The 16,398-nt window shown below is 56.7% G+C and carries 10 protein-coding genes and 1 CRISPR repeat array; of the genes, 8 read left to right on the top strand and 2 right to left on the bottom strand.

Annotation, left to right across the window (positions count from 1 at the left end; all coding sequences use genetic code 11):
* Nucleotides 1-126 precede the first annotated feature (126 nt).
* Entirely contained in the window at nucleotides 127-3,243 is a 3,117-nt protein-coding gene (locus O3649_RS04245) for a CRISPR-associated helicase/endonuclease Cas3 (protein ID WP_070629561.1), read from the bottom strand.
* A 382-nt stretch (nucleotides 3,244-3,625) separates the two neighbouring features.
* Between O3649_RS04245 and casA the strand changes: the two genes are divergently transcribed.
* From casA to cas2e, 7 genes are all read left to right on the top strand, one after another.
* The gene (casA, locus tag O3649_RS04240) at nucleotides 3,626-5,314 is read left to right on the top strand and encodes a type I-E CRISPR-associated protein Cse1/CasA (RefSeq protein WP_070629562.1); all 1,689 of its coding nucleotides are present in this window, start codon (nucleotides 3,626-3,628) and stop codon (nucleotides 5,312-5,314) included.
* Nucleotides 5,307-5,915, top strand: a complete 609-nt coding sequence (gene casB / locus O3649_RS04235) for a type I-E CRISPR-associated protein Cse2/CasB (RefSeq protein ID WP_070629563.1) — start codon at nucleotides 5,307-5,309, stop codon at nucleotides 5,913-5,915. The genes casA and casB overlap by 8 nt, the downstream gene beginning before the upstream one ends.
* 33 nt (nucleotides 5,916-5,948) lie before the next feature.
* Nucleotides 5,949-7,085: a type I-E CRISPR-associated protein Cas7/Cse4/CasC gene (gene cas7e / locus O3649_RS04230; RefSeq protein WP_070629564.1), complete on the top strand. Its 1,137-nt coding sequence runs from the start codon at nucleotides 5,949-5,951 to the stop codon at nucleotides 7,083-7,085.
* Nucleotides 7,085-7,837 (top strand): type I-E CRISPR-associated protein Cas5/CasD, encoded by a 753-nt coding sequence (gene cas5e, locus O3649_RS04225; RefSeq protein WP_070629565.1) that lies wholly within the window; start codon nucleotides 7,085-7,087, stop codon nucleotides 7,835-7,837. The genes cas7e and cas5e overlap by 1 nt, the downstream gene beginning before the upstream one ends.
* On the top strand, nucleotides 7,834-8,514 hold the full coding sequence (cas6e, locus tag O3649_RS04220; protein ID WP_371572914.1) for a type I-E CRISPR-associated protein Cas6/Cse3/CasE: 681 nt from the start codon (nucleotides 7,834-7,836) through the stop codon (nucleotides 8,512-8,514). Before cas5e ends, cas6e begins: the two co-directional genes overlap by 4 nt.
* 112 nt (nucleotides 8,515-8,626) lie before the next feature.
* A complete protein-coding gene (cas1e, locus tag O3649_RS04215) occupies nucleotides 8,627-9,571 on the top strand; it encodes a type I-E CRISPR-associated endonuclease Cas1e (RefSeq protein ID WP_070629566.1) in 945 nt (314 codons plus the stop codon).
* Complete coding sequence (cas2e, locus tag O3649_RS04210) at nucleotides 9,571-9,909, top strand: type I-E CRISPR-associated endoribonuclease Cas2e (protein WP_083309163.1); 339 nt, start codon at nucleotides 9,571-9,573, stop codon at nucleotides 9,907-9,909. Before cas1e ends, cas2e begins: the two co-directional genes overlap by 1 nt.
* A 94-nt stretch (nucleotides 9,910-10,003) precedes the next feature.
* Nucleotides 10,004-13,754: direct repeats of the CRISPR family, unit length 29 nt; unit sequence GTGCTCCCCGCACGGGCGGGGATGAGCCC.
* 165 nt (nucleotides 13,755-13,919) lie between these two features.
* Here the strand turns inward: cas2e and O3649_RS04205 are convergent.
* Nucleotides 13,920-14,675, bottom strand: a complete 756-nt coding sequence (locus O3649_RS04205) for a nicotinamide mononucleotide transporter (RefSeq protein WP_371572912.1) — start codon at nucleotides 14,673-14,675, stop codon at nucleotides 13,920-13,922.
* 488 nt (nucleotides 14,676-15,163) lie between these two features.
* On the opposite strand from O3649_RS04205, the gene O3649_RS04200 reads away from it, so the two are divergent.
* Nucleotides 15,164-16,243, top strand: a complete 1,080-nt coding sequence (locus O3649_RS04200) for an S-layer homology domain-containing protein (protein WP_371572910.1) — start codon at nucleotides 15,164-15,166, stop codon at nucleotides 16,241-16,243.
* The last annotated feature ends 155 nt before the right edge of the window (nucleotides 16,244-16,398 follow it).

Genomic DNA, 16,398 nt, shown 5'->3' with positions numbered 1-16,398 from the left:
AAACCCCACAGTGTGAACCGCACAGCGTGAACTGCGTAGCGTGAACTGCGCCGAAAAGTTTATATAGTGAAGACCCCCGCCGGATGCTCCACGAGAGGATCCAGCGGGGGTCTTTGTTTGTCTTGGTTAGTCTTCGTTATCAAGCTTGAAGCTCTGCAAGCCTAGCTGGGTGGTGTACACCAGCTCGTAATCGCAGAGCCTGTACGAGTACACGCCTGCTTCGACCTCTTCGAAGGGCAGGATGAGCTGCCCCTCCAGCATGAATGATTTCTGCCAGTTCTCGATGCGTTCCTTTTCCAGCTGGTCGAGTGCATCGTCGAATCGGAGTTTCCCACTCTTGATGCGGTGGTTGGGTGCATCTGAGTATTGGTAGGGGAGTCGAATCGATGAAGCCGCAAGTTGCATGCTCTGCCAGTAAGTCGGCGGGTCATCGGCTGAAGCATCAAAGCGGAGAGAATCAGCCTCGTCTGTGCCGTTGATGGAAGGTAAGAGACGGTAGCTTTTAATCGCGCTCTTGGGATTGCGCGACTGGTTCCGTTCCACAATGATTGCGATAACTTCCAGGGACGCGTCGGTGTCGCGGACCTTTGCCTCGCCGATTTGCTCGTCAGAGAAGCGCCGGTCGTTGGAGTGGAGAAGACTCTTCATGCAGTCCGCCATGGTGTACTGTGTACGCTGAGGTGCACAGAGCAGATAGCCTTCAGCACGAATCTTGGCTTGGTCCTTACCTTTCTTATGCTCCTGCTTGGCACTTTCAAAGACTTCTGCCCAGGCACTAGGAATCTCAGCAGGGGCATTTTCCTGATATGTCTTCTGCACCAGGGGGCTAATGTCAGCAGGAATTCGAATCGGCTCACCGTCGAAGTGGGGGAGTAGCTGCGCGTAGCTGCTGAGTAGGATCATCGGCTCATAGACTGCCTTGGATCCACGTGGGAAGTCGGGTGCCTCATTGTGTGAGCCGAACGTTTCAACTCCTCGCACATAGCACACCGGCTTGCGGTATGCGGGGGTGCGTTCTGAGCTGCTGCGGCTATCGTGACGGTGTAGACGTCCCATACGCTGAAGCACCAGGTCCACCGGCGCGAAGTCGGTAATCATCACATCAAAGTCCAGGTCAAGCGACTGCTCAATGACCTGCGTACCCACCACAATGAGGCGGTGCGGGCGCGAAGAATCCTCCCCGTCAGCTTTGCTGTAGTGTTCCTTCTTGCCGAGCTTTGAGACAAGAAGTTCCTCTTGCTCGGCGCGGTGCGTGGCGGTAAAGCGAGAGTGGGTGAGGACTACGTGCTCTTCACCGAACTGTTTACGCAGAAATTCGTGCATTTCCTGGGCTCGTCCAACGGTGTTGCAGATGACTGCGGCGCATCCGTGGTCATTGGCGAGCGGTTCGAGTACGTTCAGGACGCTTTTGGGGCTGTCGTCAATGAGTTTCAGCTCGATTTCGGTTTGCTCTACGGGCTGTTCAACCTTCCATTTCTTAGGTGTTCCGTTGTCTTCGGCGGTGAGCGTGTGAATGACGGGGTAATCCAGATCGAGGGGAGTAATATTTTGAGAGCTTTCCTGTGGTGCAGATAAGTTAGCGTTTAAATCCAAGAATCGGTTACGTTTTGGGGCAGATGTACTTTTTTTCCTGACTTTCAATCCTTCAGCGTAGTTCTTCATTAGATCATCACGAGTATCTGACGGTAGGGTTGCCGACATGAGAATGACGGGCGCATTCATCTGACCCAGCCAGTAGAGCGCAGCGGAAAGGTACTCGCTCATATACGCATCGTAAGCGTGCACCTCATCAATGATGATGACCTTGGATGCAAGCCCAAGGTATCGGAGCATCACATGCCGTGCTTGCAGAGCGGTCATGAGCACCTGGTCGATGGTGCACACAACGAAGCTGGAGAGAAGCCCCTTCTTGGTGCCGCTGAGCCAGCTGTGCCGTGCTAGAGACGTTCCAGGACGCAGCGTTTTTCGATTGTTTTCTTGCCCGGGGGTAGAGGATTCGTCGAAAATATCTGCCTTGGAGAGCGCCTCGTAGGACTTGTTGAAGCGGTTCTTGGAATGACCCAGGAACATGGAATGGGGTTTTACGGGTTCACCATGTTCTTGTGCCACATGGTTCGTCTGGTATTTCACCCATTCGGTAACACGGTCAAAGAGGGCATTGGAAGTTGCCTGGGTTGGTGCAGCAAAGGCTACACCGGTGCGACCGGTCGCCTGTGCAAGGAACTCGGCAGCGATGAGGCCAGCTTCGGTTTTACCTTGACCCATGGGCGCTTCGATGCACATCATGCCGCCGCTTTGCATGGAGCGTACCGCTTCGACTACGACTTCCTGCATGGGGCGTAGGGTCGGGTTACTCCACCCAAAACGGGATGCGTAGAGGTCAGCAGCTGGGGTTTTGGGATCAGCATCTAGCTTGGCGGTCCAGCGCTGTTCAAGCCCGAGCGCCTGCCAGCCGATGCGTGCTCGCTGTTCCTGCTCGGCTGAGCCGAAGGTGCCCATGGGGAAGAAATCGGGGTTTGAGGCAATCCAGTCTGACATGATGACGAAACCGGTAATGCAGAATTGCACGGAGACGGGGATAGCCTGTCCGTGCCGTGCTAACTGCTGCAATGCCGAGGATGCGCCGAAGCGTTTCAGAGTGATGTTGTAGAGTTCCTGCCAGGTGGCATGCCATTTGGGGGAGAGGCGCTTCAAAATGACGTTGCTTAGATCTGCTGAATTAGAGCGGTAGTCTGCGGGTGTGCCGTGGTGCGCGCCAGAGATGCTTGCGAGAGTTTCAGCAACTTTGCGCGGCATACCCTCAATATTGCTGGTGAACAGGTGAATGAGGATGCTCTGGCTATACTTGCTGTGGGGGCACCGCAAGCTGCTGGCTGGAGTCACAAGGTCTTCGGGGAATTCAAAATCCTGCTGCTCGATACGCTGGCGGTACACGGCGAGGTTTTCGTCGCGCCGTGCATCGAGCTGCCCGGAGAATTCGGGGGTTGCCTTACCCATATCGTGGGTGGCGGCGAGCCAGCATACGAGCGCGCGTGTATCTTCCATGGAAAGGTGGAGGTGCTCGCTGAACTGCTTCTGCAGACCGGGCGCGAGCCACGTATCCCAGAGCCGTGCGGCTACAGAGCCGGCATCGAGCATATGCTGAACGAGGGAGAGACCGAGAGTGGGGGAGTCCTTGTCTCCTGTTTTTGCCCAGAAGGATGCGGTTTCAGGTGTTGAAAGGTGGTTTGGGTCTAATGTCATGCTTTTCCTTAGAAGGTAGAATAATGAGTACTTCGCAGTGCTGTGAAGTTATGTTCCCCGAAGCAGACGGGGATGAGCCGATATGGTTATTGACTGTTAGTGTGTTCCCTGTGTTAGCTGATTGAGCGGGGATTCTGCTCTATTTTTTGTTGATAAGTGATGTTTAAAAATATATGAAATATATGATTAACACTGTTAGTGCTCTTGACTTGGGTCTGCTGGGGCTCTTATAGTGAAACCATCAGGTCTTAGAGGTGGCTAAAGGAGCCTCCTGACAAGGCCAGATTCTGTAGTTCACTTCTATTGTGGACCAGAATCCATTTTTGTGGCTGTTTATTCGTCACGAGGTGGAAAACAAATTTCGAAGATGAAAGGAGTGAGGATGACTAGCTTAGAGGATCCTAAGTTCAACCTAGTAGATGAACCGTGGATTCCGGTACTGCTGGATACTGGCGAGAGTACTGAGTTGTCGCTCCACGATTTCTATGAGCGGCTGTACGACATTCGGAAGATTCAGTCTGACAGCCCCCTAACTGATACTGCCATTCTGGGGATGGTACTTGTTATCTTTGCTCGAGCAATGTTCTGGGGTAGCAGTATTCAGGAATTCGATGACCTTGCTTTATGGGTTCGTCAGATGAAAAAACGGAGCGATGAAAACATCCAAGGTATTCTGGAATACCTGGACACCTTGAACAGCCATAATCGCTTCTGGCTAATTGGTGGCGAACGCCCCTTTATGCAGGTGCGTGATTTGCACACTGCAAAAGGCGATACAAAACCTGTTAGCCGCCTGATTTTGGATTCGGAGAGTGAGTACTTTTCGCAGCGGGCTGAGGCAACCCTCAAATCTCTGAGCTTTGCCGAGGCAGCTAGGTACCTCGTAACCCTTCAGGCCTACGACTACTCGGGTATTAAGCCTGGTGCGGTAGGTGACCCCCGTGTTAAGGGCGGTAAGGGTTATCCTCTGGGTGTTGGCTGGTATGGTGCTACCGGTAAGGTAATTGTGCATGGTGCCAACATGATGGAGACCCTGCTTTACTGCCTTGACTACGAGCAGCTGACCAGTGAGTCGTTTGAACATGATTTGCCGGTTTGGGAACGTCTAGAGCCGGATACGGCTGCACCCCGTGCCTATACGGGAGGATCCGCTGCGGCTTATAAAGATGAGCCGGGTCCTGCGAGTGGTATGTGCGAGATTTTGACTTGGCAGTCACGTCGTATCCGCTTGCATCATGACGGGGAGCGGGTCACTTCAGTGCTGGTCTCCAACGGCGATAAATGGCTTGATCGCAATACCTATACCGACCCTCTGACTGGGTATCGGTATAGCAGTAATCTGTCATCGAAAACTAGGGCAGTGTGGATGCCTCAGCCTCATTCATCGGAACGCACCCTGTGGCGTGGTGCTGAGGCTCTGCTGACTCGGCTCACTCCAGACTCTGAAAAACAGAATAAACCTGCCCCGGTAATTCGCCAATTGGGACTGGGACGCTATTTTGATACAGATTCTGTGGCTAAGGTTCAGCTGGTAGGTGTCGAATACGGCACCCAGAATTCCTTCGTTGAGAATATTATTTCTGATTCTGTGCAGCTTGATCTTTCGTTGCTGACTGAATCTGGTAAAGACGCAGCTCAAATGGTTTGCGAGAATATCAAGGCCACTATGGATATAGCGGTTGCGCTTGGTCAGTTTGCTGGCAATCTCTTGAAAGCTGCTGGCAAGGAATATGAATTCCAGGCTGATGTTACCGAGTCGCTGCTACATCGTATGGAAGATGTCTTCCGTCAATGGATCGTACTCCAACGTTCTTCTGAAAATATTAATTTTCAGAAGAAAGAATGGCAGGACAAAGTGCGTCGTTTTGTTGAGGAAGAAGCGGACTTTTTGACTGTCAACGCTGGCCCGAAGGCGATGATGGGAACTGTGAAGAAAGACTCTTCTAAGAATGAAGTTCTCTATAGTGCTGCTCATGCTAGGCGGCAGTTTGAAGGCCACCTGCGTAAGCATCTTCCGCTTGCTTATAAGGCATCTGTAGTTCACTCACATAAGGAGGAAACTAATGAGTGACAATACTGAGCAGAATGACCTGCAGCAGTTTATCGGTGCAAAGGTTATGCGCCTCTATCGTCAGAAGAATGGAGGTGTATCAAGCGCTATCGCTGAGCTGGCCCGGCTTCGTCGTGGTGCTGGAAAGACTCCGTTGGAGTCTCCCAAACTATGGGGGGATGTCTTGGGTCTGGACAAGGAAGACGAACAGGCTTTCCCGAAGAAATATCGGGGGAAGGGCGACAACCCTACCAATGCAGAGACCGCTGCGTACACTGCTCTAACGCTTTTTGCTCTGCATCAGCAGTCGCAGAAAGAGCTTATGCATAATGCCGATGTCTCTTTCGCAAAGGCTATTGGTCGATTGGTGAGTCAGACTACCCCTTCAGTGAAGAAGCGTTTTGACTCTCTAATGACCGCTCAGACGGAGAAAGCCCGCCAACATTATCTGCGTAGCATCGTTACCCTTCTCCGCTCTGAGGGAATCACGTTCGATTATGGCCGTTTTACAACGGATTACATGTACCTTCTGAATCCTGCGACGCGTCAGAAGGTTCTGTACAGGTGGAACCGTGACTTCTCCTACGGTTTTCTTCCTGCTCGTTCTGAAACCATCAACTAACTAATCGTTCCTATAAGTTTTAAGGACAACATCATGACTACTTTTATTGATATTCACGCCCTGCAGACCTTGCCCCCGTCGAACATCAACCGTGACGACACCGGCAGCCCCAAGTCCGCTTTCTTTGGCGGCATTCAGCGTCAGCGCGTTTCCAGCCAGGCTTGGAAGTCCGTTATCCGCCGTGACTTTGAAGAACACCTTGACCGCTCGAAGCTGGGTGTACGTACCCGACTGGTTGCTGACAAGGTAGTTGCGCGTATCCTGGACCTTGCATCCGAGTTTGACGCTGATGCGGCGGAACAGGCTGTAGTGCAGGCTTTTACTGCTGTAGGAACGTCGAAGAAGCACGTTACGCTTGAGGTACCCGAGGATGAGTCGAAGAGGATTTCAGACCGCGCTGTGTCGAAGGCTGCCCTGTTCTTGAGCAATCAGCAGATCGATAAGCTGGCGCAGGCAATTATCGAAGCTAACGGTGAAAAGATTCCTCCGAAGCAGGTCAAGGAGATTCTTAATACCGAACATGGCATTGAAATTGCGCTTTTTGGTCGTATGCTGGCAGATGCTCCCGACTTCAACGTTGACGCGGCATGCCAGGTAGCCCATGCCCTGAGCGTTCACGGGTCCGAACCCGACTTTGATTACTACACCGCGGTGGATGACGTCGTTCGTTCTTCTGATGACGCTACAGGCGCTAGCATGATTGGCACTGTTGAGATGGCTTCGAGTACTCTCTACCGCTACGCTAACATCAATCTGGATGCGCTGACTGCTAATCTGGGTGAGGCTTCTGCAAGCGTTGAAGCAACCTTGGCATTTGTGCGTGCATTCGTCAGTTCTATGCCCTCCGGTAAGCAGAACTCCTTTGCCGCGCGCACTCTGCCTGAAGCGGTTATCGTAACCGTTCGCAACGACCGCCCCATCTCCTACGTGAATGCCTTCGAGAAGGCTATCACTGAGGTTGAGGGACGCCGTGTGGCTGCTGCCCGTGCGCTCGCATCTGAGGCGAAGAACATTGAAGAAGCGTACGGTTACGAGCCGGTTGCTTCGTATGTTCTGGCTTTGGGTGACCTCAAGGAAGAACTGGCTGGTTTGGGCGAGTCTGTTTCTCTGAAGGGTCTGCTGGAGTCCCTGGAAGCTCAGCTGACTGATCTCACCTCTCAGGAGTCCTAATGCCCACCCTGCTCTTGAAGATGAGCGGGCCGTTGCAGTCATGGGGTACTCAGAGCCGTTTCCGTCGCCGTGATGCCGGACATGAGCCGAGCAAATCTGGCGTGATTGGAATGGTTGCTGCCGCTTTGGGGCGCTCGCGTAACGAGCCGGTTGACGACTTAGTTTCGTTGAGGTTCGCGGTGCGTACGGATGCCTCGGGTACTCTGATTCGTGACTATCAGACCGCTAAGAATTGGGCTAAGGACCCGAATGGTACGGTTTCTCTTTCGACCCGTATGTACCTTTCAGATGCTGTTTTTGTTGTGGCTCTGGAAGGTGAACGTGAACAGCTGGAGACTATCGAATCTGCGCTGAAGAAGCCTGTTTATCCTCTGTATCTTGGACGGCGTGCATGCCCGGCTGGGTATGATCTGGTTTTGGGCGTCCGTAATGAGTCTGCTGAGGAAGCTCTGCGTTCGTTGGAATGGCAGGTTCCTGAGCATCGGCGTAAGGATTTTCCAAGCCCGGTAGCATTGCGCATCTTGCGTGATGCGTTGCCTGGTGAGCGTGGTGATTTGGTACAGGATATTCCGGTTAGTTTCAGCTCGGAGCATCGTCAGTATGCTTCGCGTGAGGTTGTTTCGGTTGATCCTGTTCTCGTTAATGTCAAGGAAGATCAGCGTGCACAGAACGGGGAGGAAGATGCTTCTGCAAAGAACTCTCCTACCCAGGATTCTGAGCCTGATTACATGAAGGCGGTGATAGAAGCGTGACGTATTTTTCTCGTTTCATGATTAATCCGCAGCGTCGTGGCGCGTGGAAGTTGTTGCGTAGCCCGCAGGCGATGCATGCTGCCGTGATGGCGACTTTGCCGCCGGATACGGACTATTCTGAGAGCCGTATTCTGTGGCGTTTGGATGAGTCTCAGCATGCTCCGGTTCTGTACATGTTGAGCCCTGAGAAGCCTGATTTTTTGGCTCTCGTGGAGCAGGCTGGATGGCATAGTCGCCGTGGTGAGAGCGCTCATTATGGTCGTTTGCTGGCGAAGCTGGAGAACGGTCAGGAGTGGGCTTTCCGGCTTGCCGCAAACCCGGTGAAGCGCCATACGAATAAGCAGACGGGTAAGCGTGAGGTGTTCCCGCACGTGACGGCTAAGCAGCAGCGGGCGTGGATTCGTGAGCGTGCTCCGCAGTGGGGATTTGAAGTAATTCCCGCGGTTGAGGGGCAGGATATTGAGGAGTGCCCGATGGTTTCTTCTCGTCAGGACCTTGCGTTTGCCCGCCGTAATGCTGAGGGTAAGGTCGGTAAGGTGACTCACCGTAAGGCTCAGTTTGATGGTGCTCTTCGCATCACTGATGTTGATCTGTTCCGTAAGTCTCTGCTTTCCGGTATGGGCAGGGGCAAGGCGTACGGCATGGGCCTTCTGACGTTGGCGCCTCTGTCCCGCTAGGTAATGCGGGTGAAGGGCGGGGGACTGTTCTGTGTGATGGTGCCCCGCCCTTTCTTTATTCACTCATATTTTTGTGCCGATGCTGGCACGCTGATGTTCATAGGAGAAGATCATGCAGGGGGCTATTCCTCCGAGCTCGTCTGAGCTGTTTCGTAGTTCTGACCGTTTGAGTTTTGTGTATGTCGAGCATGCGACGATTTCCCGTGCGGATAGTGCGGTGACGTTTGTGAAGGAAGAAGGCGTGGTGCATTGCCCTGCTGCGAGTTTGAGCGCTTTGCTGTTGGGACCGGGCACGCGTATTACTCATCAGGCAATGGCTTTGTTGGGGGAGTGCGGTACTACGGTGGTGTGGGTTGGTGAGCAGGGTGTTCGTTATTATGCGAGCGGTAAGTCTGTGGCGCGTTCTTCGCGTCTGTTGATTGCTCAGGCGAAGCTGGTGTCGAATACGCGGAGCCGTTTGGCTGTGGCGCGCATGATGTATCAGTGGCGTTTTCCTGGTGAGGATACGAGTGAGCTGACGATGCAGCAGTTGCGTGGCAGGGAGGGCGCTAGGGTGCGTTCTGTGTATAGGCAGTGGTCTGAACGGACTGGTGTTCCGTGGGAGCGCCGTGAGTATGATCCGAATAATTTTGGTGATGGGTCACCGATTAATCAGGCGTTGTCGGCTGCTCATGCTGCGTTGTATGGGATTGTTCATGCGGCGATTGTGTCTTTGGGCTGTGCCCCGGGGCTTGGGTTTGTGCATACGGGGAATTCTTGGTCTTTTGTGTATGACATTGCTGATTTGTATAAGGCTGAGATTACGATTCCTGCTGCGTTTGAGATGGTTGCTGGCTATACGGAGGGGACGGATATTGGGTCTGTGACGCGCAGGGCGGTGCGTGACCGTATTCGTTCTGAGAAGGTGATGGAGCGAGTTGTGCGGGATATTCAGCGTTTGTTGGTGCCAGAAGAGCTTCCTGAGGAGATGCTTGAACTGGATGTTGTGGGTTTGTGGAATGAGCAGGGTGAGGCTCAGCGCGGTGGCATGAATTATGGCGATGGAGGGGCGGACTGATGATTGTTATTGTTTTGTCTGCTTGTCCGGTGAGTCTTCGTGGTGATTTGACGAAGTGGCTTTTGGAGATTAATCCTGGGGTGTTTGTGGGGCGTGTAAGCGCTAGGATTCGTGAGAAGTTGTGGGCGCGTGTGTTGGAGTCGGGTGGCACTGGTCGTGCGACTATGGTGTTTCCGGCGGATAATGAGCAACGGCTTGAGTTTCGGGTAAATAATGCGGATTGGGAGCCTGTCGATTTTGAGGGTGTTAAGCTGATTTATCGTCCGGTGGTTCGTAAAGTTGTACCGAAGTCTGGGTGGAGTAAGGCGAGTAGGTATCGCCGTGCTCGTCGGGGTTAGGAGCAATTGTTTATCGTGTATTCTGGACGGAGGCTCTGGCTCCAAAGTAATCCTATTTTGCCGGTATAGGGGATAAAACCCCATGTCAGCAAGTGTGCTCCCCGCACGGGCGGGGATGAGCCCTTCCCGTCTGCACGCTGGATCACGTAGAGCTGGTGCTCCCCGCACGGGCGGGGATGAGCCCACCCCGGCTCAAGGGGCGGGTGGGATTCCCGCGTGCTCCCCGCACGGGCGGGGATGAGCCCGACACCAGACCGTTGGTGCTGTTCGACTTCTGGTGCTCCCCGCACGGGCGGGGATGAGCCCACCTCTTCCTGGAGCGCTTCGACACCACCACCGTGCTCCCCGCACGGGCGGGGATGAGCCCGTGAGGCTAGAATAAAGCAGTCGAAGATGAGTGTGCTCCCCGCACGGGCGGGGATGAGCCCGGCTGGGATGATGCCCCGTTGGAGACGTTCACGTGCTCCCCGCACGGGCGGGGATGAGCCCCCTTCCGGAAGGGGCTTAGCGCCCTCCAGCGGGTGCTCCCCGCACGGGCGGGGATGAGCCCAGAAAACCCCCAAAATCAGCACCGACCAGCACGTGCTCCCCGCACGGGCGGGGATGAGCCCCTCTCCTCTGGCCGTAACACGCCCGTGTATATGTGCTCCCCGCACGGGCGGGGATGAGCCCGTTCTCACAGTATCCGTACAGGGTTCAGAGTGGTGCTCCCCGCACGGGCGGGGATGAGCCCCACCGTTTCTTGACGGGCACGGCGGTACTCCTGTGCTCCCCGCACGGGCGGGGATGAGCCCTGGGATAACAACGCGTTCTTTGCCATCACCGAGTGCTCCCCGCACGGGCGGGGATGAGCCCACCAATTGGCAAAATCGTGATGGGCCCGCCGAGTGCTCCCCGCACGGGCGGGGATGAGCCCCGCCTGCATGGCTGAACATTCTTCGCAAGATTGTGCTCCCCGCACGGGCGGGGATGAGCCCATCTTTTCCGACCACACAACTGATGGTGCGAAGTGCTCCCCGCACGGGCGGGGATGAGCCCGCATGGTGCGATACGCAGCATTGCACGCCGATGTGCTCCCCGCACGGGCGGGGATGAGCCCTAGAAGCAGAAAAGAAGGAGAAGAGCTAATGAGTGCTCCCCGCACGGGCGGGGATGAGCCCAAAGGAATGGCGCGAAACCATGCGAAAACACCGTGCTCCCCGCACGGGCGGGGATGAGCCACGGGGCCATCATCAGAATGCAAACCGCCGTGATGTGCTCCCCGCACGGGCGGGGATGAGCCCGTTGCGAGTGCGTGCAAGGTGACAATACGTGAGTGCTCCCCGCACGGGCGGGGATGAGCCCGGCGACCCCAACGTCACGCAGTCCGGTTATGTGTGCTCCCCGCACGGGCGGGGATGAGCCCCAACCTCTTCCCCAGACTCCAAGCTAGAGAAAGTGCTCCCCGCACGGGCGGGGATGAGCCTCTCAGGGGACAACTGCTCAGTAGCGAACTTCTGTGCTCCCCGCACGGGCGGGGATGAGCCCCGTCGGTATCAAAGTTGGCTGGCAAGCGCCAAGTGCTCCCCGCACGGGCGGGGATGAGCCCAGAGCTGGCTTCCTGAATGTACGTGCCTCTGAGTGCTCCCCGCACGGGCGGGGATGAGCCCACTACCACCAAGGCGCTGTACACCCTGCTTCAGTGCTCCCCGCACGGGCGGGGATGAGCCCATGCGATGCGAAGAGCGGCAATCTTGCCTCAGGTGCTCCCCGCACGGGCGGGGATGAGCCCCCTGTGCTGGCGACTCGCACGGTGAAGGGCAAGTGCTCCCCGCACGGGCGGGGATGAGCCCCATTACCGACTGGACCGAACTAGGACTCATCCGTGCTCCCCGCACGGGCGGGGATGAGCCCAGCTAGAGCAGCAGTACGGGGCAGAGGCAGAGGTGCTCCCCGCACGGGCGGGGATGAGCCCCCGAGCCTCACCCTCATTGGTGCCGTCATCTTGTGCTCCCCGCACGGGCGGGGATGAGCCCGCAGGCTTCAGCCCCTCACCCGCAGACAGGTAGTGCTCCCCGCACGGGCGGGGATGAGCCCGCCTTCGACATCTCCGCCGTCCTTGAAGAAGAGTGCTCCCCGCACGGGCGGGGATGAGCCCTGGATCAGTCCACGGAGCTTCTGAAGGAATTTGTGCTCCCCGCACGGGCGGGGATGAGCCCGAGCTCTACGGCTGGGATAGTGAAGGTAAGGCGTGCTCCCCGCACGGGCGGGGATGAGCCCTTGGGGCCCAGAGGGGCGAAATATTCACCGGCGTGCTCCCCGCACGGGCGGGGATGAGCCCAGCTGGCTTCTCGCCTTCTGCATCTTCTTTGCGTGCTCCCCGCACGGGCGGGGATGAGCCCCGCAAGGCGCTCATCACTTCCCTCACCCTCGCGTGCTCCCCGCACGGGCGGGGATGAGCCCCGCACCGCCGCCACCGAAGCCGTAGACCGCCTGTGCTCCCCGCACGGGCGGGGATGAGCCCACCCACCAACACCAGAACCGCATACAGACACCGTGCTCCCCGCACGGGCGGGGATGAGCCCTGCCACCGCCTCGGCATCAATGAACTCACGGGGTGCTCCCCGCACGGGCGGGGATGAGCCCAGTCTCCTCGACCCCAGAACATTCTCAGACTCGTGCTCCCCGCACGGGCGGGGATGAGCCTTATAGCAAGAAAACCGGCAATAATGCAAGTTAGTGCTCCCCGCACGGGCGGGGATGAGCCCCGCCCCGCCTACCTCTGACCGCCGAAGCGGTCGTGCTCCCCGCACGGGCGGGGATGAGCCCCGAAGCCAACCATCAAAAACACACCAACCACCGTGCTCCCCGCACGGGCGGGGATGAGCCCGCTTTCGGTCAATTTTCCGCCTCTGTTTCTCTGTGCTCCCCGCACGGGCGGGGATGAGCCCTATCTACGCAATCCAGAAGAAGACGCTAACTGGTGCTCCCCGCACGGGCGGGGATGAGCCCGACAGTTTACTGCTGCTGAACACGTAGCCGGGGTGCTCCCCGCACGGGCGGGGATGAGCCCGTCACGTCCGATAGCCTGTTTAGCTCCGAGGAGTGCTCCCCGCACGGGCGGGGATGAGCCCCATCTGCGCCGTTGAAAGTGATAGCGCCGGTGGTGCTCCCCGCACGGGCGGGGATGAGCCCATGAGGTAGCAATGTGGCGCAAAACCGCTATTGTGCTCCCCGCACGGGCGGGGATGAGCCCGGAAGTTTACCAACGTTACGAATGTTGAAGAGGTGCTCCCCGCACGGGCGGGGATGAGCCCTTTTACTTGAGAGTATGTGCTTGTGTGAGTTAGTGCTCCCCGCACAGGCGGGGATGAGCCCGAGGCGAAGCGACAGGTTATCACCGTCATATTGTGCTCCCCGCACAGGCGGGGATGAGCCCTCCGACAATATGGAGTGGGCTGCTCTGGCTCAGTGCTCCCCGCACAGGCGGGGATGAGCCCCACAAACCCGCTAGACCTTCACGCCCTCAACAGTGCTCCCCGCACAGGCGGGGATGAGCCCGCGGTTGTGGCGGTTGAAGACCTTGGCTGGATGTGCTCCCCGCACAGGCGGGGATGAGCCCGAATACTACCGCGACCGTCTTGCTAAGGCTTTGTGCTCCCCGCACGGGCGGGGATGAGCCCGCCGCCCCGAACGGCCTGGTTCTGATGATGGGGTGCTCCCCGCACAGGCGGGGATGAGCCCAGCCCGGCGATACCGGCGATAGGGTTTTTAGCGTGTTCCCCGCGCGAGCGGAAATGAGCCCACCATGCTCGCAAGGCCAATCATGACATCCGTGTGTTCCCTGCATTGGCGGGGGTGAGCCCTATATCAAGGGCAATAATGAAAGAAACTCAACGTATTCCCCGCACTCGCGGGGCACAGGTAAGGCCCCTCGACCCGCAGCAGTAGACTGCAGGTCGAGGGGCCTCCTCATGCATTAGCGTTAGCTGGTAGAAAGGTCAGCGCCCGAAAACCCGGGAACCGCCCCTTTACGCCACCGCCACGGTACCCTTGGCTGCGGTGCCATTTCGGGTCCACAGCAGGAGCGCCGCCACGCTGTTGATGATGTAGAAGATGTACTTGCCGACGTTCGCAAAGTTGCCCTGGGTCAGCGCCTTGATGCACTGCACGGTGTTGTACAGGAACCAGAATTGCCACTGCATCGTGAGCTTGAGCGCGTTCAGAATGTTTGCTGACAGGGACAATCCAAACACTACGGTCGTGATCCAGAACAGGAACGAGGTCTTGCCGCCGTAGCCAATGTAGTTCGCAATCAGGGAGAACGCGAACGAACCGGCCACAATGCCGCCAATAATCAGCTGACCCTTCGCGCCGGTCGGCGGTTCCAACGCCTTGCCGCGTTCGGAGTTCTGCCACCTACGAATCGCGAAGGTGTACACGATGAAAGTGACCGGGTAGGTGATGATTGCTGCCTTGTTGCCCAGAATGTAGTCAATCGCGCCAGACAGCGCCGTGTTAATAATGCCGAGCACGTTGCCGATGTTTGAGAGGCGGCCGGTCAGGCGGGTAGACATCATTGAAATACCCACGTTAATCACGGAAATCACGCCGAGGGGAATGAAGGGCGTGATCGGGCCCCAGTCAACGTATTTGGCGAGGTTGGTGCTCAGGTATCCTGAGGCGATTGCGATGGCGATAACCAGTGCTACGCCGAAAAGGTCGGCGTACTTAGACTTGGCGAAAAAGAGGAGAGCCTTCTCGTATGAGAATTCCTTGGCCTCCATGGGTAACTCCTTTGTTGAGGATATAGGAACAGTGATAGGGTACCAATAACTATAACTCTTTGAAAAGGGTTTGAATCGGCGTGTCACACATAAAACTTCAGAAACCCACATATTCCATATCTCGGAACACCACGGCATTGGGTAATTCAAAATCACCCCATCAAGAACCCATGCCAACTTCCGGCAAACCTTGCCAGATATCGCCCCTACTTCGTTGAACATCGAAAATGGGCGTAAAATCACCGCCGTTTCGTCTTCGCTTTAAAGGGGACCTTAAGGTACGCTAGATGACTGGGTCAGGGAACCGTGCCGGTCTCACTCACCGCGCATCCGCCCGACAGACACCCGCACCCCGGCATGCTGCGTCTCACTCACGTACACAGGGGAGGGAACCCACCGTATCGGCCTCACTCACCGTTTACGCCGCTGTCCGCGCGTCCTGCCACCCGTAACTCACTCAACTCAAACAAGAACTGAATAGGACAATCATGCCCTTGATTAACCATCGACTCTCACGACGATTCTTCGTAAAGGGTGCTTCCGCCGCCGCCGCTGCAGGCGCACTGACCCTGCAGGCACAGGCCGCTCAGGCTGACGAAGCTCCCGCAAACCTTACCCCGGCAACCGAGGAAACTAAAGGCCCCCGCCTCGTCATTCAGCGCGCCACCATCACCGAAACCGGTATGACCGTCAACTACACTGCACACGGTCTGCGCGAATTCCTCACCGAAGGCACCACCCTGACCGTACGCCACGGCTACGTTCGTAACGACTCTTTCGAAACTCTGCGCTCCTGGCCGCTCACCCCCGAATTTGACGGTGACGCTGACAGCTTCAGCGGTAGCGACCAGTTCCCCATCGAGCTGATGCAGGGTGAGGGTGTCGAGCACGCCCTGCAGCTGGATATTTGCTCCGACCCGTGGGGTCAGGAGATTACCCACCAGATTGCTGCGCGCATCCCCGTGGCTGAGACTAAGATCCTGAAGACTTCTTTCGAGGATGTTCCGGATAGCCGCCCGTTCGCTGAGGATATCCGCATGGCGAACCAGAAGAAGTGGCTAATGCCGAACCCGCAGACTGGCGCGTTTGAGCCGGACCGCCCTGTGACCCGTGAGGAGCTTATTGCTCTGCTGAACCACGCTGCTGGTCACGCTGGCGTGAGTGAAAACTCTAATGTTGCACCCTTTGCGGATGCGGCAGACCGCCCGACCGCGAACGCGCTGCACTGGGCTCGTGACCGCAAGATCACCGAGCCGCTCACTGGCGGCGACAAGATTGACCCGACCGCACCGGTTTCTCACGAGGAGCTGGCGGCTGTACTGTTCCAGTACAACGCGGAGGTTCAGCTGACTGAAATGAACGAGGCTGCTGGTTCTCGTTTCCGCGACGTGCTCGGTGCCGGTACTCTGCACCGTTACGTTGCGTGGGCTGGCGCGAACGATATCGTTCTGGATTCTTCGGGTGTGTTCAACCCGACCGCGCCGACTACTCGCGCGGAGCTGGCTCGTTTCATTCGCCGCTACAAGCTGCAGAACCTGCTGTTCACTGACTTCTCGTATGTCTCCTAATTTTTAGTCACCCCGGCACCGTGTGTGTTGGGGTGTGTGGAACCCCCGTCTTCTGGCTTTTGCTGGAGGCGGGGGTTTTGCTATGTCCCGTATTGCCGCACCTCGGGGAGTTTTAGTGACAGGCTGTGCCTGGCATATGAAATTTTGCGTTATAT

The sequence above is a fragment of the Rothia sp. 27098_8_29 genome, assembly GCF_041432785.1.
Lineage (GTDB): Bacteria > Actinomycetota > Actinomycetes > Actinomycetales > Micrococcaceae > Rothia > Rothia mucilaginosa.
The sequence above is the reverse complement of the archived record's forward strand: the minus strand, read 5'-3'. Positions and strand labels throughout refer to the sequence as shown.